This is a genomic window from Vibrio sp. vnigr-6D03 (assembly GCF_002835515.1).
In the GTDB taxonomy this organism is placed as follows: domain Bacteria; phylum Pseudomonadota; class Gammaproteobacteria; order Enterobacterales; family Vibrionaceae; genus Vibrio; species Vibrio penaeicida.
In genome coordinates this window covers 1-20,501 of the sequence record NZ_PIZL01000047.1, presented here as the reverse complement: position 1 = coordinate 20,501, position 20,501 = coordinate 1, and the positions used below count along the sequence as shown (strand labels likewise).

The 20,501-nt window shown below is 46.6% G+C and carries 19 protein-coding genes and 1 rRNA gene; 4 read left to right on the top strand and 16 right to left on the bottom strand.

Annotated features, from left to right (window positions below):
* Positions 1-77: 77 nt before the first annotated feature.
* From phnP to fadB, 16 genes are all read right to left on the bottom strand, one after another.
* The gene (gene phnP, locus CW749_RS26235) at positions 78-833 is read right to left on the bottom strand and encodes a phosphonate metabolism protein PhnP (RefSeq protein ID WP_101115426.1); all 756 of its coding nucleotides are present in this window, start codon (positions 831-833) and stop codon (positions 78-80) included.
* A complete protein-coding gene (phnN, locus tag CW749_RS26230) occupies positions 824-1,381 on the bottom strand; it encodes a ribose 1,5-bisphosphokinase (RefSeq protein ID WP_101115425.1) in 558 nt (185 codons plus the stop codon). The genes phnP and phnN overlap by 10 nt, the downstream gene beginning before the upstream one ends.
* A gap of 37 nt (positions 1,382-1,418) precedes the next feature.
* Entirely contained in the window at positions 1,419-2,555 is a 1,137-nt protein-coding gene (phnM, locus tag CW749_RS26225; protein ID WP_237322593.1) for an alpha-D-ribose 1-methylphosphonate 5-triphosphate diphosphatase, read from the bottom strand.
* 13 nt (positions 2,556-2,568) lie between these two features.
* Positions 2,569-3,285: a phosphonate C-P lyase system protein PhnL gene (gene phnL, locus CW749_RS26220; protein ID WP_101115423.1), complete on the bottom strand. Its 717-nt coding sequence runs from the start codon at positions 3,283-3,285 to the stop codon at positions 2,569-2,571.
* Between the two features lie 4 nt (positions 3,286-3,289).
* Positions 3,290-4,084, bottom strand: a complete 795-nt coding sequence (phnK, locus tag CW749_RS26215) for a phosphonate C-P lyase system protein PhnK (protein WP_237322594.1) — start codon at positions 4,082-4,084, stop codon at positions 3,290-3,292.
* 23 nt (positions 4,085-4,107) lie between these two features.
* Positions 4,108-4,989 (bottom strand): alpha-D-ribose 1-methylphosphonate 5-phosphate C-P-lyase PhnJ, encoded by an 882-nt coding sequence (locus CW749_RS26210; RefSeq protein WP_101115421.1) that lies wholly within the window; start codon positions 4,987-4,989, stop codon positions 4,108-4,110.
* Entirely contained in the window at positions 4,973-6,091 is a 1,119-nt protein-coding gene (locus CW749_RS26205) for a carbon-phosphorus lyase complex subunit PhnI (protein ID WP_101115420.1), read from the bottom strand. The genes CW749_RS26210 and CW749_RS26205 overlap by 17 nt, the downstream gene beginning before the upstream one ends.
* Positions 6,076-6,693: a phosphonate C-P lyase system protein PhnH gene (gene phnH / locus CW749_RS26200; protein ID WP_101115419.1), complete on the bottom strand. Its 618-nt coding sequence runs from the start codon at positions 6,691-6,693 to the stop codon at positions 6,076-6,078. Before phnH ends, CW749_RS26205 begins: the two co-directional genes overlap by 16 nt.
* On the bottom strand, positions 6,690-7,145 hold the full coding sequence (phnG, locus tag CW749_RS26195; protein ID WP_101115418.1) for a phosphonate C-P lyase system protein PhnG: 456 nt from the start codon (positions 7,143-7,145) through the stop codon (positions 6,690-6,692). Before phnG ends, phnH begins: the two co-directional genes overlap by 4 nt.
* A gap of 2 nt (positions 7,146-7,147) precedes the next feature.
* Positions 7,148-7,843, bottom strand: a complete 696-nt coding sequence (phnF, locus tag CW749_RS26190; RefSeq protein WP_101115417.1) for a phosphonate metabolism transcriptional regulator PhnF — start codon at positions 7,841-7,843, stop codon at positions 7,148-7,150.
* Between the two features lie 44 nt (positions 7,844-7,887).
* On the bottom strand, positions 7,888-8,688 hold the full coding sequence (phnE, locus tag CW749_RS26185; protein ID WP_101115416.1) for a phosphonate ABC transporter, permease protein PhnE: 801 nt from the start codon (positions 8,686-8,688) through the stop codon (positions 7,888-7,890).
* 64 nt (positions 8,689-8,752) lie between these two features.
* Positions 8,753-9,748: a phosphonate ABC transporter substrate-binding protein gene (gene phnD, locus CW749_RS26180; RefSeq protein WP_101115415.1), complete on the bottom strand. Its 996-nt coding sequence runs from the start codon at positions 9,746-9,748 to the stop codon at positions 8,753-8,755.
* A 15-nt stretch (positions 9,749-9,763) separates the two neighbouring features.
* Entirely contained in the window at positions 9,764-10,624 is an 861-nt protein-coding gene (gene phnC / locus CW749_RS26175; protein WP_101115414.1) for a phosphonate ABC transporter ATP-binding protein, read from the bottom strand.
* A gap of 263 nt (positions 10,625-10,887) precedes the next feature.
* Positions 10,888-13,269 (bottom strand): hypothetical protein, encoded by a 2,382-nt coding sequence (locus CW749_RS26170; RefSeq protein WP_101115413.1) that lies wholly within the window; start codon positions 13,267-13,269, stop codon positions 10,888-10,890.
* A 381-nt stretch (positions 13,270-13,650) separates the two neighbouring features.
* Entirely contained in the window at positions 13,651-14,820 is a 1,170-nt protein-coding gene (gene fadA, locus CW749_RS26165; RefSeq protein ID WP_101115412.1) for an acetyl-CoA C-acyltransferase FadA, read from the bottom strand.
* Positions 14,821-14,845: 25 nt separating this feature from the next.
* Positions 14,846-17,017, bottom strand: a complete 2,172-nt coding sequence (fadB, locus tag CW749_RS26160) for a fatty acid oxidation complex subunit alpha FadB (protein ID WP_101115411.1) — start codon at positions 17,015-17,017, stop codon at positions 14,846-14,848.
* A 218-nt stretch (positions 17,018-17,235) separates the two neighbouring features.
* Between fadB and CW749_RS26155 the strand changes: the two genes are divergently transcribed.
* The 4 genes from CW749_RS26155 to CW749_RS26140 all read left to right on the top strand — a co-directional run.
* Positions 17,236-17,853 carry a YigZ family protein gene (locus tag CW749_RS26155; protein ID WP_101115410.1) on the top strand — a complete coding sequence of 206 codons (618 nt, stop codon included), beginning with the start codon at positions 17,236-17,238 and terminating at the stop codon, positions 17,851-17,853.
* Between the two features lie 39 nt (positions 17,854-17,892).
* Entirely contained in the window at positions 17,893-19,350 is a 1,458-nt protein-coding gene (locus tag CW749_RS26150) for a TrkH family potassium uptake protein (protein ID WP_101115409.1), read from the top strand.
* Between the two features lie 22 nt (positions 19,351-19,372).
* Positions 19,373-19,906: a menaquinone-dependent protoporphyrinogen IX dehydrogenase gene (hemG, locus tag CW749_RS26145; protein WP_101115408.1), complete on the top strand. Its 534-nt coding sequence runs from the start codon at positions 19,373-19,375 to the stop codon at positions 19,904-19,906.
* Between the two features lie 490 nt (positions 19,907-20,396).
* Positions 20,397-20,501 (top strand): 16S ribosomal RNA (locus CW749_RS26140); the annotation flags it as partial.

Genomic DNA, 20,501 nt, shown 5'->3' with positions numbered 1-20,501 from the left:
ACGACACTAGTGTAGAACGATATGACGTATGAAAAAAATGACACTTTAGCATTATAGGTATGCATATATTGCATAGCTCACAGTTTGAATACTTGATGGTCTTTAGCGAGAAAAAAAGAGGGTGAGAACACATCAGGGTTTTGCATTGCCCAAGTGTCTAGATCGTGGCTTATGTGTACTAAACCTAACCTTTTGATAGACAGTTGCTGTTGGATTGATTGAACCAGCAAGATGTCGTTGTGATTGCGTGGTGGGGAGTCTGGCATGGGTGGATGGTTGCAATCTATTAGCATGAGATCGATGGATTTACTTTCAAGGAATTCGCGTGTGCTTTTAGGCAGACCAACCGTATCCGTCAGGTACGCAAGTCGTTTGTTTTCCCATTCAAAAACGTAGCCGAAGCAAGGTTTAGAATGCGTAAGAGGCACAGGCGTAATAGTGATGCCTTCCCAGTCAAAAGAAGTAAATGCGCTCAATGGTTGGAAACCAAACAGACCTGGGTGTTTGTAAAGGTCGTCGCAGCCAGCTTTGTCGGGGGGAGTATAAACAGGTATCGATTTGCCTTTCCCCCAGCGCAGGTCAAACAGAGAGTGAACATGATCCATATGAAAGTGAGTCAGTAATATGGTATCAATCGCGCCTGAGGGAAACTGCTCAAGAAGTTGAGGGTGGTTGGCATCCAACAGGAGGTTTTTCCCATTGCGCTCAATGTATGCCGAGGTTTTACCTCGTCGGAATATTGGGTTCTCAATGGCTCTTTCACACGCAGCACAGTCACAACCATAGGTTGGAACATGCCCTGCATTTCCGGTTCCTAATAACGTCAGTTGCAAGCTTGTACCTCCGGATTTAATTGCAAAATAAATTGCTCCACACTCGATTCAAGTTTACCACTGTTGTCGATCACCATGGCATCGGATGGTTTGTTTCTTTGGTATTGCTTGGCTCGCTCAATGCGAGCGACTATCTGTTCATGTGTCTCCCTTCCCCTTGCCAGTAATCTCGATTGCAGGCAATCAACATCCACTTGAATCCATACTGGGGTTATTTGTTCTTTGAACAGCGCATGCGCTTGAGGGAAGTAAGCGCGCGACCCATTCAAAAGAACATGTTGTCCTTGGCTTAGCCACAGCTCGATTTCTTTGCCGATGCCATAACGCAATCCGTTGGCTTCCCAATGCATGGAAAATAACCCAGAGGTGATGCGCTGGTGAAACTCCTCATGATTGAGTGCGATATGGTTTTCATTGCCGCTGTCGGCGGGTCTCGTAATGTATCTATGCGCTAATTGAACAGAGATGCGGCTGTCTTGCCGGATCGCCTGCATCACGCTGTCTTTTCCACTTCCAGATGCCCCCATCACATAAAAGAGTTTCGCCATATTATCTTCCCTCCGCCCCAAAAAGTGCTTATCAAATTTAATACACACATTGCCCGAGTCGCCAAGCACGCTTGACGTAGGCTTGCCCCTCGACTTGCTTAACCAAGATTAAATCGGCGAGTAAGCCCTCTTTGATTTCTCCGCGGTCGTGAAGCCCAAGCGCTTGTGCTGGGTTGGATGTCGCCAATTTGACTGCATTGGGTAAATCTAGCGTATTTCTTTCATCTTCAGCCAGTTTGAAAACGGCATCTAACAAGCTTAATGGGAAATAATCAGAAGACAGCACATCCAACACGCCCATACTTGCGAGCTCATGCGCTGCGACATTACCAGAATGTGAGCCGCCTCTAACGACATTGGGTGCGCCCATTAATACATGCAAACCTAACTCGTGCGAGCGTTTTGCCGCTTCAACGGTGGTAGGGAATTCTGCCAGTACCAACCCAAGTTCATGAGACTCTTCAACATGAGCGACAGTCGCATCATCATGACTAGCAAGTGGGATACCACGTTGATGGCAAAGCTGTGAAATAGCTTTGCGATTGCGATCAGACCATTGCTGAGACAAGGTGCGTTGCTCTTGTTCGTAGGCTTGCATTTCCGCATCATTCAATCCGTATTTGCCTTGATAATACTCGTAGTATTTTTCTAGGTTGACGAATTGGCGCTGACCGGGGGAGTGGTCCATTAGGGATACCATTTTAACTTGCGGTAAACCAAGGTAGCGCTCGACTAATCCATACGTAGAAGAATGGGGAAGTTCACAGCGAATATGCAGGAAATGCTGTGAGCGATTGACCCCACGGCGCTCCGATTCAACCAGCGTATCGATCATCTTGTCTAGATAGTCTTGGCGTGTACCGCCATCACGCACATCTCCTACCGCCACCGCATCCAGTACCGTGGTGATGCCCGAACCGATTAATTGCGCATCGTGCGCTGCCATGGCAGAAAATGGTGGCCAACTCACTTTTGGTCGAGGGGTGAAGTATTTTTCAAGATTGTCGGTATGCAGTTCAATCAAGCCAGGCAGGAGCCAATCGCCTTGCCCATCAATGCAATTCGGGTCGCTGTCTTTGCCTTCAGAAATCGACACAATGGTGTGATTGTCGATCTCAATGGTTCCATACAAAATGGAATCGGGCAGAACCATATTAATGTTGGTGATTTTCATTGCCATCATCCTTCTATTGCAATGTTGAGTTTGGGGTGGGTACGGTGCGAGTCGTTGCCGTCTTAACATCAAAATATTTGTCCGCTACTTTCTTGCGAACATAGTCGTCGTGAAATATTCCGACGATGGTTGCGCCTCGCGCTTTGGCTTCGAGAATCAGATTAATGACCACATCGCGATTTTTTTCATCCAAGGACGCAGTGGGCTCATCGAGCAGCAAAATGGGGGCATCGACAATAAAGCCACGCGCAATATTCACGCGTTGTTGCTCTCCGCCTGAAAACGTCGCGGGGGCGAGGTGCCAGAGCGTTTCGGGAACATTCAAACGCTGCAACATAGCGGCGGCTTTTTCCTTAGCAACGACTTTGGGTATATCTCGCTCAAGCAGAGGCTGCATAACAACCTCAAGCGCGGAGATACGCGGTATGACGCGTAAAAACTGACTGACCCAGCCAAGGGTGTTCTGACGCACTTGCAAAATTTTTCGTGGAGACGCCGACGCAATATCGACCCAATGGTTGTCGTTGTAGACCATAATCGAGCCACTATTGACCCTATAATTGGCGTATAGAGTCCGCAGCAGTGTCGATTTCCCAGATCCAGACTCACCGTGAAGCACTAAGCATTCGCCTTGGTTCACTTCGAAGCTAACGGTATCCATGACAGGGAGCGTAATGCCTTGCTGGTTATGGAGAACGAAGCTCTTACTGATGTTTTCAATTTTTAACATGAGATCATCCTTGCAATACGGAAGACACCAACAGTTGGGTGTACGGATGTTGGGGATCGTCGAGCACTTGATCGGTAATCCCCGTTTCAACAATGCGGCTCTCTTTCATCACAATAAGGCGATCCGCCAGCAGGCGAGCAACGGCTAAATCGTGAGTGACAATGATGACCGATAGCCCGAGGTTGGTGACGAGGTTACGTATCAGATCAAGCAAGCGAGCTTGAACCGATACATCAAGTCCGCCGGTTGGTTCGTCCATAAACACCAGTTTTGGGTGTGTTACTAAGTTGCGAGCGATTTGCAGGCGTTGCTGCATTCCGCCGGAAAACGTTATGGGACAGTCGTCAATGCGATCGAGTGGAATTTCAACATCTTGAAGCCACTTCTCGGCTTGTGAGCGAATTTGACCGTAATGCCTATCGCCAATGGCCATTAATCGTTCTCCGATGTTGCCACCTGCAGAAACACGGGGTCTTAGCCCATCCATTGGGTGTTGATGGACCACACCCCATTCAGTTCGAAGCAAGCGGCGGCGCTCTCTATCCGGTTGTTCGTACAGTTCAATGGTTTGATTCCCATTGTTGTAATCAACCGTGCCACTGTTTGGGCGTTCCCGACCGGACAGCACGCGTAACAAGGTGCTTTTACCTGAGCCAGATTCCCCGACAATGCCCAACACTTCGCCCGGATACAGCTCTAGGTTGATGTTTTGGCAACCTTTATTAGTTGAATACAGTTTGGACAACTCTGATACTGAAAGCAGAGGTGACCCATTTTGAGTGGAGTCGAGCGCTGGCATTGGCGACACTTTTTCCGCAAGTTTTAACATGACAATTTCTCCAGCTGTTTGGCGCAGTAATCCGTATCTGAACAGACGAACATCCGGCCCCCTTTGTCGTCGGTGACGACTTCATCCAAAAAGGTATGTGTTGATCCGCAGATGGCGCATGGCTCTTCCCAGCGTTGAACTTCGAATGGATGATCATCAAAATCGAGGCTTTTCACATCGGTGAATGGGGGAATAGCGTAAATGCGCTTTTCTCTACCTGCCCCAAACAGTTGGAGGGCAGGCATGCGGTCCATTTTGGGGTTGTCGAATTTCGGTATGGGGGAAGGGTCCATAATGTAGCGCTGGTTCACCATCACAGGGTACGCATAAGAGGTTGATATATGCCCATAACGTGCGATGTCTTCATACAACTTCACGTGCATGATCCCGTATTCACTCAAAGCGTGCATTTTCCGAGTTTCCGTTTCTCTTGGCTCAAGAAAGCGCAAGGGCTCGGGAATCGGCACTTGGTATACCAGAATTTGCCCGTCTGTCAGCGGTGTTTCTGGGATGCGATGACGTGTTTGAATGATGCTGGCCTGCTCGGTTTCTTCTGTCGTATCTGCGTCGGCCACTTTTTCGAAAAATTGACGAATAGAGACCGCATTGGTGGTGTCGTCTGCGCCTTGGTCAATCACCTTAAGTGTGTCTTGTTGCCCGATAATAGAGGCGGTGATTTGAATACCACCCGTTCCCCAGCCATAAGGCATGGGCATTTCCCTTCCGCCAAAAGGCACTTGGTATCCAGGAATCGCCACCGCTTTTAGAATGGCTCGGCGGATCATCCGCTTGGTTTGTTCATCTAAGAAGCCGTAGTTGTATCCCTGAATCGCTTGGTTTTCTGGGGTGTCGATGTGCTTACTTAAGCTGTTCATGGTCTGGCTCCTCTCTATGTACATGGCGTTGTTCGTGCTCTTTTTGAAGCTTGCGAATCAGTTCCAATTCCGACTGAAAATCGACGTAGTGGGGGAGTTTTAGGTGGGATACAAACCCTGCCGCTTCGACGTTATCACCGTGAGACAACACAAATTCCTGATCTTGCGCGGGCCCTTGAACGGGTTCATCCAATTCTTCCGCTTGGAGGGCTCTGTCGACTAATGCCATAGACATGGCTTTTCGCTCAGCCGCGCCAAAGGCAACACCATAACCACGGGTAAATTGAGGCTTGATGGTTTTAGAACCTGAGAAGCCGTTGATCATTTGGCATTCTGTGAGTTCGATATCCCCAATCTCTATCTCAAACCCCAATTCTCCAGGGCAGAGAGAAACAGTGACGTTTCCAGTGCGAATTTCAGCCGCAAACGGGTGATTACGACCGTAGCCTCGCTGGGTGGAATACCCCATTGACAGAAGGAAACCTTCATCGCTGCGCATGAGCTGCTGTAGTCGAGCACTTCGCGTCGCAGGGTATGTTGGTGGATGCAGCGTAATGTCTTCTGCGGTATCACCCTCATCGACTTCTTTTGTTGCGAGCCCTTGGTTTTCCAATATCGTCATCACCTGAGGGCAGGTTTCCAATACCGCTGTATCACGTGTTGTATTGCCTTGCTGTTCAGGCTTTGTTGGATCTCTTCCTTCCGCTAATAATGAAAAATCAAGTAAGCGATGGGTGTAGTCCAATGTGGGGCCAAGTACCTGACCGCCGGGTAAGTCTTTAAAGGTCGCGGATATGCGGCGCTCTATCTCCATGGCAGTGGTTTCTAACGGTTCACTAGTGGCAAAGCGAGAGAGAGTGGTTCGGTAAGCTCGCAGCAGAAAGATAGCTTCAATCATGTCACCACTGGCTTGCTTAAAAGCCAGTGCGGCGAGTTCTGTGTCGTAAATCCCGCCTTCTGTCATTACCCTATCTACCGCGCCGCTGAGCTGACCTGTGATTTGGCTGGTATGGATTTCACTGCCAGTGCCGCGGCGTTTTTGGTCTTGGAGCTGGTGGGCTGCTTTAATGGCTTTTTCACCGCCTTTTACTGCAACGTACATGATGAATCCTCCTTGTTAGCCAGCGCGATGAGCGTGGTACGTGGCAGAGCCATTAATTGGTTTTCGCACGTGAGCAAGACATCAATCCCTAAAGGTTGAGATTTGCTGATGACCATTATCTGGTTAAGTAGTGATTGATGAATACCGTCAACGTTGATCAATGCTTTACCGTCAATACCCGGACCGCTGAGTTCTAATTCAACCCCTTTCGATAGGCTATTAACTTGAATAATCAACGTGGTGCTTGTTTCGGGGTACTCTGCGCTCCCCCAGCAGAATTCGTTAATGTCGGCATTTTGGTCACCACCCAGAAGCGCAAAGCTCGCTTTGTCTTGACGTGTGGCTAATGGCGTATTGGCGTGAAACTGTAGATTTTGTGTGAGCTCAGAATCGGTTTTAAATGCTTCACTTATCCAAATCGGTGTCGTGCTATCGGTCAGAGCCAGTAATATTTGAGTGGTGGCAGCATTGGCTTGCCCAAACGATAACTCAGAGGGCATCGTTTGCAGTGAGCTTGGCATCGACATGGCGTTCAGGATGAAGCGAAATACATTCTGCGCATCGTGAATCGGATCGTTAAAACCTTGTTTTACGAATTTCATTCGTCCTCTCCTCTCACCATAGTGAAAAATTCCACCTTGCTAGTGGCGACCTGTTCGCGTCTTGCTTGTGTTTGCTCTTGCATGGTTGCCATCAAAGGTTCTATCACTTGCTGCATTAGGGGGGCGCAATAGGTTGAGGTTTGCATGAGAGCATCGATCAATGCCGCAAGGAGTGCATGATCTTTGTTGCGTCCCTTTATGTAGCTGTAGCCCATTTCACCTTCAGGCAATTTAATGACACTGCGCGTGACGGTCATATCACCAATATTGAATGGGTTACCTGTGCCGCCCATACGCGACTGGACCTGAATGAGCCCCGTTTCTGGTTGGCGTATCACCTGATAATGTGGAGACAAATTTAACGGCTCCCACAGGTTTTTTAGGTGCAAGAAGTCGGTCCGAGCGAGAACGGACATCCAGCCCTGTCGCTCTGACTTAGTTGTTGTGACCATGGTTAATGCTCCAATACGATTTCAATCATGTCCGAGCGGGTGTAGGAGCAAGAATATTCCATGACCTGGTTGGTCTGGCTTGCCACGTTTACCGTTCGGAAAATAATGAGCGGAATGTTCTCCGATAACTTCAGTTGTTTGCGTTCTTGCCGGTTAGGCATTCGTGAACGCAGTTTGGTGGACTGTCGGGTCAGATCCGTGTCGAGTTGCTGGTGAATATACTGATGAAGGGAACCGCTCTCGAAGTGTTGCAGTGGTCCCCACCATTCTGTGTTTGGCAAAAAATGTTCAATCAAACTGCATGGCAAACCGTCAATGACTCTGAGCGTGGTGAGCTTGATGACTTGTGCGTTCAGCTTGATGTTTAGAACCTTGGCTAGATGCTCACTGGCGGAAATCAATTGGCGGCTTAGCACCTCACACCTTGGCATATAGCCTTGCTTGGTGAGGTTGTGCGTAAAATGCGCACCTTGATTGAGTGGATACGCATAAGGCTGACGTATGACCTGATTGCCTCTGCCTTGTTGTCTCTCTATCAACCCACAAAACACCAATTCATCGATGGCACGCCTTACGGTGTGACGATTAACGTCAAATCGGTCTGCCAGTCGAGATTCCGAGGGTAAAAATTCCCCAACTTTGAACTGGCTTTGTACTTCCTGTTCGAGTTGTTTGGCGATGTCCATATACAGTTGCATCACATTCTTCCATTCAGTTGTCTAGACAAGTTCAGGCAAATTTTTTAAATGTAGGCTTTGCGGATATGTTGCGATGCAAAGTCTATTAAGCTAACGGTTACAATGATGACCAGCATGATGGCGGCGGTTTGTTGGAACTGAAAACCGCGAATGGCTTCCCACAGTAATACTCCTATACCACCAGCACCCACCATGCCCACCACGGTGGCGGAACGAACATTGGATTCAAATCGGTAAAGTGTGAAAGAAATCCAAAGTGGCAACACTTGGGGGATGACACCGTAAATCACTTCTTCTAATTTGTTGGCTCCGGTGGCGCGAACGCCTTCGACAGGGCCTAGGTCTATTGCTTCTACGGCTTCTGAAAACAGTTTCGCCAATACCCCTGTTGTGTGGATGAACAGTGCCAGTACGCCAGCAAAGGGGCCTAAGCCGACAGCCACCACAAACAGCATGGCAAACACCATTTCATTGATGGCACGTGCGGCATCCATTAGGCGGCGAGTAGGTTGATAGACCCACATTGGTACGATGTTATCTGCGCACATAAGTCCCAATGGTATTGAGACAAGAACCGAAAGTACGGTGCCCCAAATGGCAATTTGAATCGTAATTAGGGTTTCTTCTACATAGAGTTCCCAATAAGTGAAATCAGGCGGGAAGAAATCACTCGCTAATTCCACCATGTTGTCGGAATCCGCCACCAGTTGAACGGGGTTCATTTCTGCACCTTGCCATGCCCAGGCAAGTATCACTGCGAACAGAATTAGCATCGCAAGCTGTTTAAGTTTTTGGCTCCAATGCAGGTTGCTTTGAAGGGCGTCCACAGAAAGGTTGGTGTTCATATCAATTCTCATATGATGGTTTCAATAGGGTGAGGGATCCCCACCCTAATCAGGCTAGAGCGTGTTATTCCATTGCCTCAAGGGCCGCCATTTGGCGATTTAATGCGGCAAGTTCAGATTGAACGTTGCTGACCTTTGTGAGCTCAGACTCGTCAAGCTTCTTATCGGTAGAGAACTTGTTCAGTTTCTTAAACAGTGCTAGCTGACGGATAGGGAGTAGCTGTAAGTCGGAAGAGGCTTTGAATGGTGCCCAATCAAGCTCTTTCAAAATGGCGACTTCTTTTGCATTTCCCGTTTTTCCATACGTCATGAAAAAGTCGTACACCGCTGTTTTTGTTTCTTCAGGTAGGTTCTTGCGCCATACGATAGGATCGGCTGGAATCAGCGGGGACTTCCAAATGATTTTGATGTTTTTGAATTTATCGGGGTTGTTGTTGGCGAAACGACGAAGGCTTTCTGTGTTGTTGGTTGCCACATCCACTTGCTTATTGGCAACGGCAAACAAGTTTACTTCGTGGCTCGAATTCAACGTGCGTTTGAATTCGTTCGGCTGTACGTTGTTTTTCGCAAACACATAGTAAGACGGAACCAAGAAGCCCGATGTTGAATTTGGATCGCCGTTACCAAATGCTAGGTTTGATCGGTCTTTCAACATATCTTCGACGGAGTTGATAGGGTTGTCTTTGTGCGTAATCAGCAAGCTCCAATATCCCGGGTTGCCTTCGACATCGACTGTTTGAGCAAAAATCTCACCGCCTGCGCGGTCGACCGCTTCCATTGCCGATTTGTTGCCATACCAAGCGATATCCACTTTATCAAAACGCATGCCTTGGATGATGCCTGCGTAATCGGGTGCAAAATATGCTTTCACTTTCACGCCCAGCTTTTCGCTCATGTCATCCAAAAAAGGCGTCCATGACGTTTTTAGGTTCTGTTGCGATTCGGTTGAAATAATGCCGAAGTTCAGCGTTTTTAATGGTGCTTCTTCTGCCCATGCTGGGGCGAGCGTTGCTGCTGCCATTGCAATGGCAACTGAGATCTTACGGATTGCACGTAACATTGTTCAGATTCCTTTTTACTGAATGTTGACTGTTGTTGGGTTGGTCTCTATCGAAGCTTCTGAGATTGGAGTGTTAGGAAAGTGTCCTTCCACAATAACGCCTGCTTCTTCCGTTTTTCCGCGATACAGAGCTTCAAGTTGGGTTGTTGTTAGCCCATTGCTGCTGCCCTGATAAAAGATGTGCCCATCACGCAGTGCGATGACATGCTCACAGTAATTTAAGGCATGCTCGACTTGGTGAAGCGTGACGATGACGGGGATGTTCTCTTGTTGGTTGATTTGTTGCAGCAGCTCCATCACGATGCGTGATGATTCGGGGTCAAGCGACGCTATGGGTTCATCAGCAAAGATGATTTTGGCGTCTTGCATTAAGGCTCTTGCAATCGCAACCCGTTGTTGTTGACCCCCTGACAGTGTTGAAACGCGCTGGTGGGCAAAAGCTGCCATTCCTACTCTATCCAGTGCTTCTAGCGCTTTCTTTTGCTGCGCTTGAGTAAATTGTCCGCTGAGGGAGCGCCACCAAGGTGTTTCACTCAGCGCACCAATCAAAACGTTGGTGAGAACCGATAGGCGGTTAACCAAGTTAAATTGTTGGAAGATAAAGCCAGCTTGAGAGCGTGTTGACCGAATTTTTTTGTGCACCTTGCCACTGAGCTGCACAGGCTGCCCCATAATCTGGATCTCGCCAGATGTGCTACTGCTTTTGTCTCCGGCCATTAAGCCATTTAAGTGGCGCAGTAAGGTGGATTTTCCTGATCCAGACGGACCCAATAGCGCCGTCATACCACGGTGCGTGAGATCCAAATTAATGTTGTTTAAGGCGCGGTTTTCGCCAAAAGTTTTGTTTAAATCCGCGACGCTAACGATGCTGTCCATAGAGTGAACCTTCTGTTTTGTTCAGCTCTATCCTGCTCGGGTGAAATGACGGTTTTATTGCAGTGAAATGTCAGAAAAATGCAGCGAAATATTGGTAATTAGCTTAAAAGTCTGGTGTTAAAAGGCTTGATAAGAGATGTCTAGACAAGTGTGGGCAGTTGTCTAGATAGGTGTTTCATCAAAAGTTCATGAAGTAGCGTGAAAAGCTTGGGATGAAGTGGGTTTTGAAAATGCCACCTCCAGCATAGGAGGTGGCAGTTACTTTATGGGGTAGGTGTGTAAGGGTCGTAGCCGCATTGCCCAATGGCGGTGGCTTTGGTGTAGGTGATTTCGTCTAGCAACGGAAATTCAGATGCGTAGTTATCGAGTGTTTCTTTAGCATTATCTGTCAGCGTTGTGTCGTAAACGGACACACACCTCAACAGAGTATTTTGGCTGATATCTAAGTTAGTTATCTTGTTCGCACCAAGGTGAAGTGTACGAAGTTTTGTAAGTGCCCTTATGTCGATATCGATGAGTTGATTGCCCGCAGCTTCTAGCTTTAGAAGGTTAGTATATTGCTGGACTGCTAGGTGGTTTAGTGAACTAAAGCTGACTTCTAACCAAGCTAACTTGCTGCTTTCATTTGGCAAGGTTATTGAGTTGAGTGGACTTGCCTTTATCTCGAGTTCTACCAAATTAGACGCGTTTGATGCATCAAGAGAGTGTATCAAGGTTTTACTCAATCTTACTGCTCTCAGTAAAGGCATATCGGTTAATTCAATGGTGCTAATAGGGTTCTCGGAAAGATCCAGTTTTGTGAGTTTGGAATAGTGGTTTGAGGAGAATGTACTCAGGCTTTTATTGGCAGCATATAACTCACTCAATTCAGTTAGATGACTCGTTTCTATTTTGAAAGTACCTGTATCACTAATGTCTAGAACGGTCAGGGCAGTATTGTTCATCAAATCGAGAGACGCTAAAGCATTTTCTTTAAGACGCAAATGGGTGAGCTTTACGTTGTTTGTTAAAGTAACCAAATTGAGTTGATTTTGAGATAAATCCAGATCGGTAAGAGAAGATAAGTTCGCCGTATCGATACTCTGAAGCTGGTTAGCTGAGAGCTTTAATTGAGTAAGCTTATTCGTTGAGGGAAGTGAAATGGACTGTAATTTCCCATCTAGCTCAGGATGCCCATTTATGCCAAATACACGAACAGTTTCAAGCAAAACGTTATGGCTAAGGTTTAGGTCTTGAACTTGAGAGCCAAATACGGTCAGTGACGTTAGCTTGGTGTTATGGAGCAAATCAAGATTCGTTAAGTCAGGCACTCTATGTAGAAAAACTTCCTTTATGTTAGCGTTGTTAGCCAAGTTAACGGATGCAAACTTGGCTTCTGATACCGTCAGCTTCTCTAGTAATGTGTTTTGAGATACATCGATATCGCTAATGCCACTGGATTGAATAAGCTTCAATTCAGTTAAATTAGGGAAAGCCTCGAAACTTATACTCACAGGGGAAGCAGAGGTTGTATTTTGAATATCCAGTTTTGTCAAAGAGGTAAATTGTTCAATATCTTTGTGATAACCGTACCGACAGGTGAAATGAGTCACTTCATCGACAAACGTCCAATTATTTCCTTCTTTTAATGCATCTAAACAGAGTTTTATCGAGTTGTTTTCAAACGTCAGGTTTTCGATCAAATTACTCGCATTCTGAACCGTTACGTCGACCGTTCTCGACCCTGTCGCCCCTTCATTATCTGTCGCTGTAACTTTGAATGTCAGGGTTTCCTCTCTATTTAGGGTTGGAGAAGTAAAGCTCAACGCCTGCGAATCTGGATCGGCAATCGTGACATGAGTACCGGCTGTTTGTTCCCACTTGTATGAGGTTATTGTTCCATCGCGATCATAAGCAGAAGCCGCAATAGTCACGGGTTGGTTAATATCTGTGGTCTTATCACCAATAAAGTGAAATGCAGGCGCTCGATTTGGTTTTACGTGCACGAAAGCTTGCTGGTTGGCGGTTGCTCCTTGGTTGTCTTTCACTGTCACTTCAAAAGTCAGCAGCTCGTCTTCGGTTAAAGAGGGTACGTTGAAGGTCACTTGCTGAGAACTTGGATTTATCAACGAGACACTTGTCCCCGATTTTTGCTGCCACGTGTACTCGGCTATTTGCCCGTCTGGATCGGTTGCATTGGCGATGATACTTGCCACGGTGCTTGGTCTAACGGTTTGGTCAGTAATGGCGTCAATTTGCGGTGCTTGGTTGGATGGCGTTGCCGCTGTGACTTTAACTGTGACGGTTTGGCTATTGATCGCACCTTCGTTGTCGGTAGCGGTTAACCGAAATACCAAGGTTTGTTCTTGATAAGAGGTTGGTGCAACAAAGGAGGCAAGTGTGGAAGTCGGGTTCAAGAGTGTTACTGGGGTGCCAGAGACTTGCTCCCACTTGTGTGAAACAATGCTTCCATCCAAATCCGATATATTCCCCGAGAGCGTGACAGTGCGTGAGGCGGAAGTGACTATATCTCCTTCCGTTGTAATTACAGGCGCCACATTGGGGGTTTTTGGGGTTGGTTCGGTTGTTTCTTTGTCTCCACCGCCGCCACATGCAGCTAACAAAAGTGGAGCTAATAGTAGTGTTACATTTTTTAGAGTCGTCATTTAAAGCCTTTGAATACTTTCGTATTTTCTTACATACGGAACGATGACGTGCCCAGATTGTAAATGTGTGGGCGAGAGATGCGTTCCATGCCATGCCAACAGAAGAGATACCGACAATTTTTTATTTATGAGTGCCTGATAAAGCCAATTAGACAAAGGTATCTTTTGGGATAACGAAATTGCTTTACGTAATAGTTTGAATTTATAAAGCTATTCTCGTTTTTAGCCATACTAATGTTTAGGTGAGATTGAGACTAGGTGCATAACTGAAAGGGTAATGAATACGTGAAGTGCGTCTAATTTATTTTTTGGTAGATTAATTGTTTGTAAAATAAGAAAAAAGGCCAGAAATCTGACCTTTGATATTGTAAGGGGAGTGGTTTAAACGTCTACCCGTTCGAACACGGTTGCGATTCCCTGCCCTAAACCAATGCACATGGTCGCTAAGCCGTACTTGGCATTGTTAGCTTCCATTAAATTGATAAGAGTGGTGGAAATTCGAGATCCAGAACAGCCGAGAGGGTGACCAAGTGCGATAGCGCCACCGTTAAGGTTCACTTTTTCGTCAACCACATCCAGTAACCCTAAATCTTTTGCGCATGGCAACGATTGCGCCGCAAAGGCTTCGTTTAGTTCTACTACACCCATGTCTTCGATAGAAAGACCAGCACGCTTAAGTGCTTTTTTGGTGGCAGGAACCGGTCCGTATCCCATGATGGAAGGATCACAGCCAGCCACCGCCATCGAACGTACACGAGCACGAATTTTCAGCCCAAGCTCTTTGGCTTTGTTTTCACTCATCACCAGCATGGCGGATGCACCATCTGATAAAGCCGACGATGTCCCCGCTGTCACTGTTCCGTTAGCAGGGTCGAATACAGGTCTAAGCTGAGATAACCCTTCCACGGTGGTTTCAGGGCGAATGACTTCGTCATAATCTAAGGTGATCAGGGAACCGTCAGGAGCGTGCCCTTCGGTGGGCAGAATTTCATTTTTGAATCTACCTTCTTGGGAGGCGGCGTAAGCCCGAGCGTGCGAGCGTGCTGCAAATTCATCTTGTTGTTCACGGCTGATACCATGGATTTTGCCTAGCATCTCCGCAGTCAAACCCATCATACCCGCTGCTTTCGCTACGTTCTTTGACAAGCCTGGATGAAAATCTACACCATGCGTCATGGGTACGTGACCCATATGCTCAACACCACCGATAAGGCAGATATCGGCATCGCCAACCATGATGGCACGAGAGGCGTCATGAAGCGCTTGCATTGAAGAACCACACAATCGGTTGACGGTAACGGCACCGACTTCAATCGGTAACCCTGCTAGCAAAGCCGCATTTCTTGCGACATTGAAGCCTTGTTCTAGAGTCTGCTGCACACAGCCCCAATATACATCTTCGATTTCGGAAGGGTTAACCTGTGGGTTACGTTCCAAGATACCTTTCATCAAATGTGCGGATAGATCTTCTGCTCTTACATTGCGAAATGCGCCGCCTTTGGAGCGCCCCATCGGGGTTCTAAGGCAATCAACGATCACTACATTGTTCATTTTAAGATTCCTTTTCCAAAGAGGGTTATAACTTGCTTGCTTGTTGAGCGCCGTAAAAAGAGTCGCCTTTTTCTGCCATATCAACCAACAATTTTGGCGGTAGATACATGGCACCAAGCTCAGTATATTGCTGTGCCATCGCGACAAACTCGGCAATACCCACACTGTCTAGGTAGCGGAATACTCCACCACGGAAAGGAGGGAAACCTAAGCCGTAAACCAGAGCCATATCCGCTTCTTGAGGAGAGGCGATAATGCCTTCTTCCAAGCACAAGACAACTTCGTTGATCATCGGAATCATCATGCGTTGAATAATGGTTTGCTCGTCAAAATCTTGCGGTTCAGCGCAGACGGGCGCAATCACAGAAAGAATGTCATCACTGAAGGCTTTCTTCGGTCGACCTTTCTTGTCCACGCTGTATTGATAGAACCCGCTGCCGTTTTTCTGACCATAGCGATCAGATTCAAACAGCGCATCAATCACATCTTTGCCATCTTTACCCATACGCTCAGGGAAGCCTTGAGCCATAACGGCTTGTGCGTGATGAGCGGTATCGACACCGACAACATCTAGAAGGTAAGCCGGGCCCATTGGCCATCCAAACTTACGCTCCATTATTTTATCGACCTTGGTGAAGTCTGCCCCGTCACGCAGCAACATGCTGAAGCCGCCGAAATACGGGAATAAAACGCGATTCACAAAGAACCCAGGGCAGTCGTTCACAACGATAGGGGACTTGCCCATTTTGGCTGCGTAAGCGACCACTCGATTAATGGTTTCTTCCGATGTGTGTTCGCCTCGGATGATCTCTACCAACGGCATGCGATGAACTGGGTTGAAAAAGTGCATGCCACAGAAGTTTTCTGGGCGTTTGAGAGATTTCGCTAACAAATTGATTGGAATGGTAGACGTGTTAGATGTGATAACCGTATCTTCTCCAACGTGCTCTTCAACCTCACTAAGTACAGCGGCTTTTATTTTTGGATTTTCGACAACCGCTTCGACAATCACATCTGAGTTTTCAATACCTGCGTAATGCAAACTTGGGGTGATTGAAGCAAGAATTCCTGCCATTTTGAAGCCATCAATGCGACCACGAGACAAGCGCTTGTTCAACAGTTTGGATGCTTCGGTCATACCCAAATCTAATGACGGCTGCGCGATGTCTTTCATCATAACTGGAACGCCCTTAAGCGCGGATTGGTATGCAATACCTCCACCCATGATGCCCGCACCAAGTACAGCTGCACGTGCGGTGTCTTTCGAGGCAGATTTCGCAGATTTCTTCGCTAGTCCTTTGATGTATTGATCGTTTAAGAACAGTCCTACCAAGGATTTGGCTTCTTCCGATTTTGCCAATTTAACAAAATACTTGCGCTCTACGTCCAATGCATCATTTCGAGCACTGTGAGCCGCTTCTTCAATGGCGGTCACCGCAGCCATTGGAGCTGGATAATGTGGCCCCGCTTTTTGGAATACCAAGCCTTTTGCCATGGTAAAACTCATCATGGCTTCTGTTTTACTTAATGTAAGGGCGGAGATTTTCTGCTCTCGACGCGCTTTCCATTCGATCACACCGTCAGCGGCTTGCTCAACAGTCTGGATCGCCGATTGGCGAAGGCTTGCGGTATCAACGACTGCATCCAGCAGCCCAACCTTTAATGCTTCATCTGCTCGGCAAGCTTTCCCTTGCGTAATGATTTCCATGGCACTGTCTGCACCTATCACGCGTGGAAGGCGAACACATCCGCCAAATCCAGGCATGATACCCAACTTGGTTTCAGGTAACCCGATGCTGGTGGTTGCATCACCAATGCGAAAGTCAGTCGCGAGTACGCACTCACAACCGCCACCTAAAGCATGTCCTGTCATGGCAGAGAGTGTTGGAACGGGTAAATCTTCTAGTTTGCAGAAAATACTATTGGCAAACTGAACCCATTGGTCCAGTTCATCTTCAGGTTTTGCAAACAAACCGAGGAATTCGGTGATATCGGCACCTACGATAAAGGCATCTTTATCCGAGGTGAGAATAAGCCCTCTCAAGCCTGAATGATCTATAAGTGCATCCAGCGCCTGATCGAGCGATTCTAACGTAGCAAGGTCAAGCTTATTAACTGAGCCTGGAGAGCAAAAGCTAAGCTCGGCAATGCCGTTTTTTATTTCCTTTACTTGTAGAGTATTTGATTGGTAAATCATGTCTAACTCCGCGATATGCAATCCGAGATTGCTTGAGAGAGTGAATGTTATAGTTATGTTGTCATATTGTTCGACTTTGTAAGTGTGCGCTGAGTTGTGGTTAATTTCAATACATTTTCAAACGCGTGTTTGATTTTTATTAGGTTGATCCTGTTCAGTACACGACAGGCAGAAGGACGTGATACACTTCTCTCTCCTGTCAAACTGACCTATGTGCTATGAATTTACTCCCATTTTTAATTCCTGCAGAGCCGGTAATCTTCGAAGAAGAGATCAAAAAGAGCCTTTTCATTACTCAGTTGGCGCATACCCCGTCGATAGAGTCAGCCAAAGCATTTATAGAATCGGTAAAAGTTGAGCACGCATCTGCAAGGCATAATTGTTGGGGTTTTGCCGCTGGGAGGCCAGAAGATTCTCTTTTGTATGGATTTAGCGATGACGGTGAACCATCAGGAACTGCAGGTAAACCAATACTGGCTCAACTATCGGGGTCGGGTGTAGGGGAAATTAGCGCCGTGGTTACTCGATATTCAGGTGGAATTAAATTGGGAACCGGCGGATTAGTAAAAGCATATGGCGGTGGTGTACAGCAAGCACTTAAGCTGCTTCAAACAATCGAGAAAAAAATAACCACAAACCTTAAGCTAAGGTTAGACTATTCGTTCATGCCTATTGCTCAATCTTTAATGGAAACATACCAAGCTCATCAGCTTGATGCTGATTATGGCGAATTCGTTGAAGTGATTTTAGAAATAGAAGTAAGCCAAATGGAAGGGTTTACTCAGGCAATCATAAATAAGAGTGGCGCTAAAGCAACGGTCACGCCATTAAAATAGAATTTAGGAATATTAAGAAGCGACGCTTCTGAAGCAAGCATGCAATTTCGTTCAATTATCCGCATCGTCGGTTTGTTACTCGCTCTGTTTAGCGTGTCTATGCTGGCGCCCGCTTTTGTCGCGCTGATCTACCGAGATGGTGCCGGTGTGCCATTTGTCACCACATTTTTCGTACTGCTTATCGCTGGCGGTTTTTTCTGGTTCCCTAATCGCCATCATCGACATGAATTAAAAGCTCGTGATGGATTTTTGATTGTGGTTCTATTTTGGACCGTAATCGGCAGTGCGGGGGCTCTCCCCTTCTTAATTTCAGATACCCCTGATATATCGGTTACGGACGCGTTTTTTGAATCTTTCTCAGCCTTGACCACCACAGGTGCAACCGTCATCGTCGGGCTTGATGACTTGCCCAAAGCGATACTGTTTTATCGACAGCTTCTGCAATGGTTTGGTGGCATGGGGATCATTGTATTGGCGGTCGCCATTCTTCCGGTGTTAGGTATCGGGGGAATGCAGTTATACCGAGCTGAAATTCCAGGTCCTGTAAAAGACAGCAAGATGACCCCACGTATTGCCGAAACAGCTAAAGCACTCTGGTACATCTACCTCAGCCTAACCATTGCATGTGCGAGTGCATTTTGGTTAGCGGGAATGAGTTTGTTTGATGCCATCAGCCATAGTTTCTCGACCATCGCCATTGGTGGGTTTTCAACGCACGATGCCAGTATGGGGTATTTCGACAGTTCTGCCATTAATATGATTACGGTGGTGTTTCTTCTTATTTCTGCGTGCAACTATTCATTGCACTTTGCTGCTTTTGCTTCTGGCGGTGTTCACCCTAAATATTATTGGAAAGATCCTGAATTTCGAGCCTTCTTCTTTATACAAGGTATCTTATTCCTGATCTGCTTCTTGCTATTACTTAAGCATCACTCCTATACCTCGGTGTTTGATGCTTTTGACGAAGCCCTCTTTCAAACCGTTTCTATTTCGACGACTGCTGGTTTTACAACAACAGGCTTTTCGGAATGGCCTCTCTTCTTACCAGTGCTGTTGCTTTTCTCCTCCTTTATAGGGGGATGTGCAGGGTCAACGGGTGGTGGTATGAAAGTCATCCGTATTTTGTTGCTGACCTTGCAAGGGGCACGTGAATTAAAACGCTTGGTTCACCCAAGGGCTGTATACACCATCAAAGTCGGGGGCACAGCGTTGTCCCAGAGAGTGGTGGATGCGGTTTGGGGATTCTTCTCTGCATACGCTTTGGTTTTTGTGGTTTGCATGTTGGCATTGATTGCGACAGGTATGGATGAATTGAGCGCGTTTTCTGCTGTAGCAGCTACGCTCAATAATTTAGGTCCGGGTCTGGGCGATGTCGCATTGCATTTTGGTGATATTAACGATACCGCCAAATGGGTATTGGTTGTATCGATGCTATTTGGTCGTTTAGAAATATTCACACTACTTATTCTGCTGACCCCAACATTCTGGCGCAGCTAAATTCACTAATTAAGGAAGCTCGATGGAAAAAGTACTTCTACTTCACTCCAGCCGAGAAGGGCAAACCGTTAAAATTCTCCACTATATAGAAGAGAAGCTTGGAAACGTTGAGTGTGAAACAAAAGACGTACACTTAATCGATGCGCTGGATTTGTCTGGTTACGATAAAGTCATCATTGGTGCGTCCATTCGTTACGGCCACCTTAATAAGAAATTGTACCGGTTTATCGAAGCGCACCTAGATCAGCTTAATAAAGCTAATGCAGCGTTCTTCTGTGTGAACTTAACAGCAAGAAAAGAGGCGGAAGGTAAAGATACACCTGAAGGCAGCGCTTATATAAGGAAGTTTCTTATAAAATCGCCTTGGCAGCCGCAATTAATAGGTGTTTTTGCTGGCGCGTTGTATTACCCACGATATCGTTGGTTCGACAGAGTGATGATTCGTTTTATTATGTCGATGACAGGCGGAGAAACGGATACAACGAAAGAAGTGGAATATACCAACTGGGAAAAGGTGTCTCTTTTTGTAGATTCAATAAAGAATTTGAATAAATAACCACCACAAATCACCGTATCTGAGCGCTTTTTGCCCGAACGGATAAAAAGTCTAAAAAAAATGAAAAAAGGGGTTGTCAAAGAGACTCCGATCTCTATAATGCCCCCTCGCTGACACGGGAACGCTTCGAAAGAAACGAGTCGAGTCAGAGGTTAGATTAGGTAGCTGAAAAGCTAACGAAATAAACTGAAAAAAGTGTTTGACACTAACGTTTATCTCGCTAAAATAGCCGTCCGATTTGAGTGAGACTCAAATCACGCTCTTTAACAATATAGACCTATCAATCTGTGTGGGCACTCGTTGATGATAATCCAAATAGTTTCTTCGGAAACAATTTAGGTTTCAATGAACTGAGTGACCAATCGATGATAACTTTCTTTAGAAAGGAGTCATTGGCACAGTCAATTCATTGTTGTTCTGTTGGAACAACAATAGCTTTAAATTACATACGTAGTTTGAAGTCAGTATTCATTGAGCCGAACAAAATCTTAAATTGAAGAGTTTGATCATGGCTCAGATTGAACGCTGGCGGCAGGCCTAACACATGCAAGTCGAGCGGAAACGAGAATAGCTAGCTATTCGGCGTCGAGCGGCG

What these genes read in the sequence shown, in the direction of transcription:
- phnN (WP_101115425.1), bottom strand. Translation starts at nt 1,381, where the DNA reads ATGGCGAAACTCTTTTATGTGATGGGGGCATCTGGAAGTGGAAAAGAC.
- phnM (WP_237322593.1), bottom strand. Translation starts at nt 2,555, where the DNA reads ATGAAAATCACCAACATTAATATGGTTCTGCCCGATTCCATTTTGTAT.
- phnL (WP_101115423.1), bottom strand. Translation starts at nt 3,285, where the DNA reads ATGTTAAAAATTGAAAACATCAGTAAGAGCTTCGTTCTCCATAACCAG.
- phnK (WP_237322594.1), bottom strand. Translation starts at nt 4,084, where the DNA reads ATGCCAGCGCTCGACTCCACTCAAAATGGGTCACCTCTGCTTTCAGTA.
- CW749_RS26210 (WP_101115421.1), bottom strand. Translation starts at nt 4,989, where the DNA reads ATGAACAGCTTAAGTAAGCACATCGACACCCCAGAAAACCAAGCGATT.
- CW749_RS26205 (WP_101115420.1), bottom strand. Translation starts at nt 6,091, where the DNA reads ATGTACGTTGCAGTAAAAGGCGGTGAAAAAGCCATTAAAGCAGCCCAC.
- phnH (WP_101115419.1), bottom strand. Translation starts at nt 6,693, where the DNA reads ATGAAATTCGTAAAACAAGGTTTTAACGATCCGATTCACGATGCGCAG.
- phnG (WP_101115418.1), bottom strand. Translation starts at nt 7,145, where the DNA reads ATGGTCACAACAACTAAGTCAGAGCGACAGGGCTGGATGTCCGTTCTC.
- phnF (WP_101115417.1), bottom strand. Translation starts at nt 7,843, where the DNA reads ATGCAACTGTATATGGACATCGCCAAACAACTCGAACAGGAAGTACAA.
- phnE (WP_101115416.1), bottom strand. Translation starts at nt 8,688, where the DNA reads ATGAACACCAACCTTTCTGTGGACGCCCTTCAAAGCAACCTGCATTGG.
- phnD (WP_101115415.1), bottom strand. Translation starts at nt 9,748, where the DNA reads ATGTTACGTGCAATCCGTAAGATCTCAGTTGCCATTGCAATGGCAGCA.
- phnC (WP_101115414.1), bottom strand. Translation starts at nt 10,624, where the DNA reads ATGGACAGCATCGTTAGCGTCGCGGATTTAAACAAAACTTTTGGCGAA.
- CW749_RS26170 (WP_101115413.1), bottom strand. Translation starts at nt 13,269, where the DNA reads ATGACGACTCTAAAAAATGTAACACTACTATTAGCTCCACTTTTGTTA.
- fadA (WP_101115412.1), bottom strand. Translation starts at nt 14,820, where the DNA reads ATGAACAATGTAGTGATCGTTGATTGCCTTAGAACCCCGATGGGGCGC.
- fadB (WP_101115411.1), bottom strand. Translation starts at nt 17,017, where the DNA reads ATGATTTACCAATCAAATACTCTACAAGTAAAGGAAATAAAAAACGGC.
- CW749_RS26155 (WP_101115410.1), top strand. Translation starts at nt 17,236, where the DNA reads ATGAATTTACTCCCATTTTTAATTCCTGCAGAGCCGGTAATCTTCGAA.
- CW749_RS26150 (WP_101115409.1), top strand. Translation starts at nt 17,893, where the DNA reads ATGCAATTTCGTTCAATTATCCGCATCGTCGGTTTGTTACTCGCTCTG.
- hemG (WP_101115408.1), top strand. Translation starts at nt 19,373, where the DNA reads ATGGAAAAAGTACTTCTACTTCACTCCAGCCGAGAAGGGCAAACCGTT.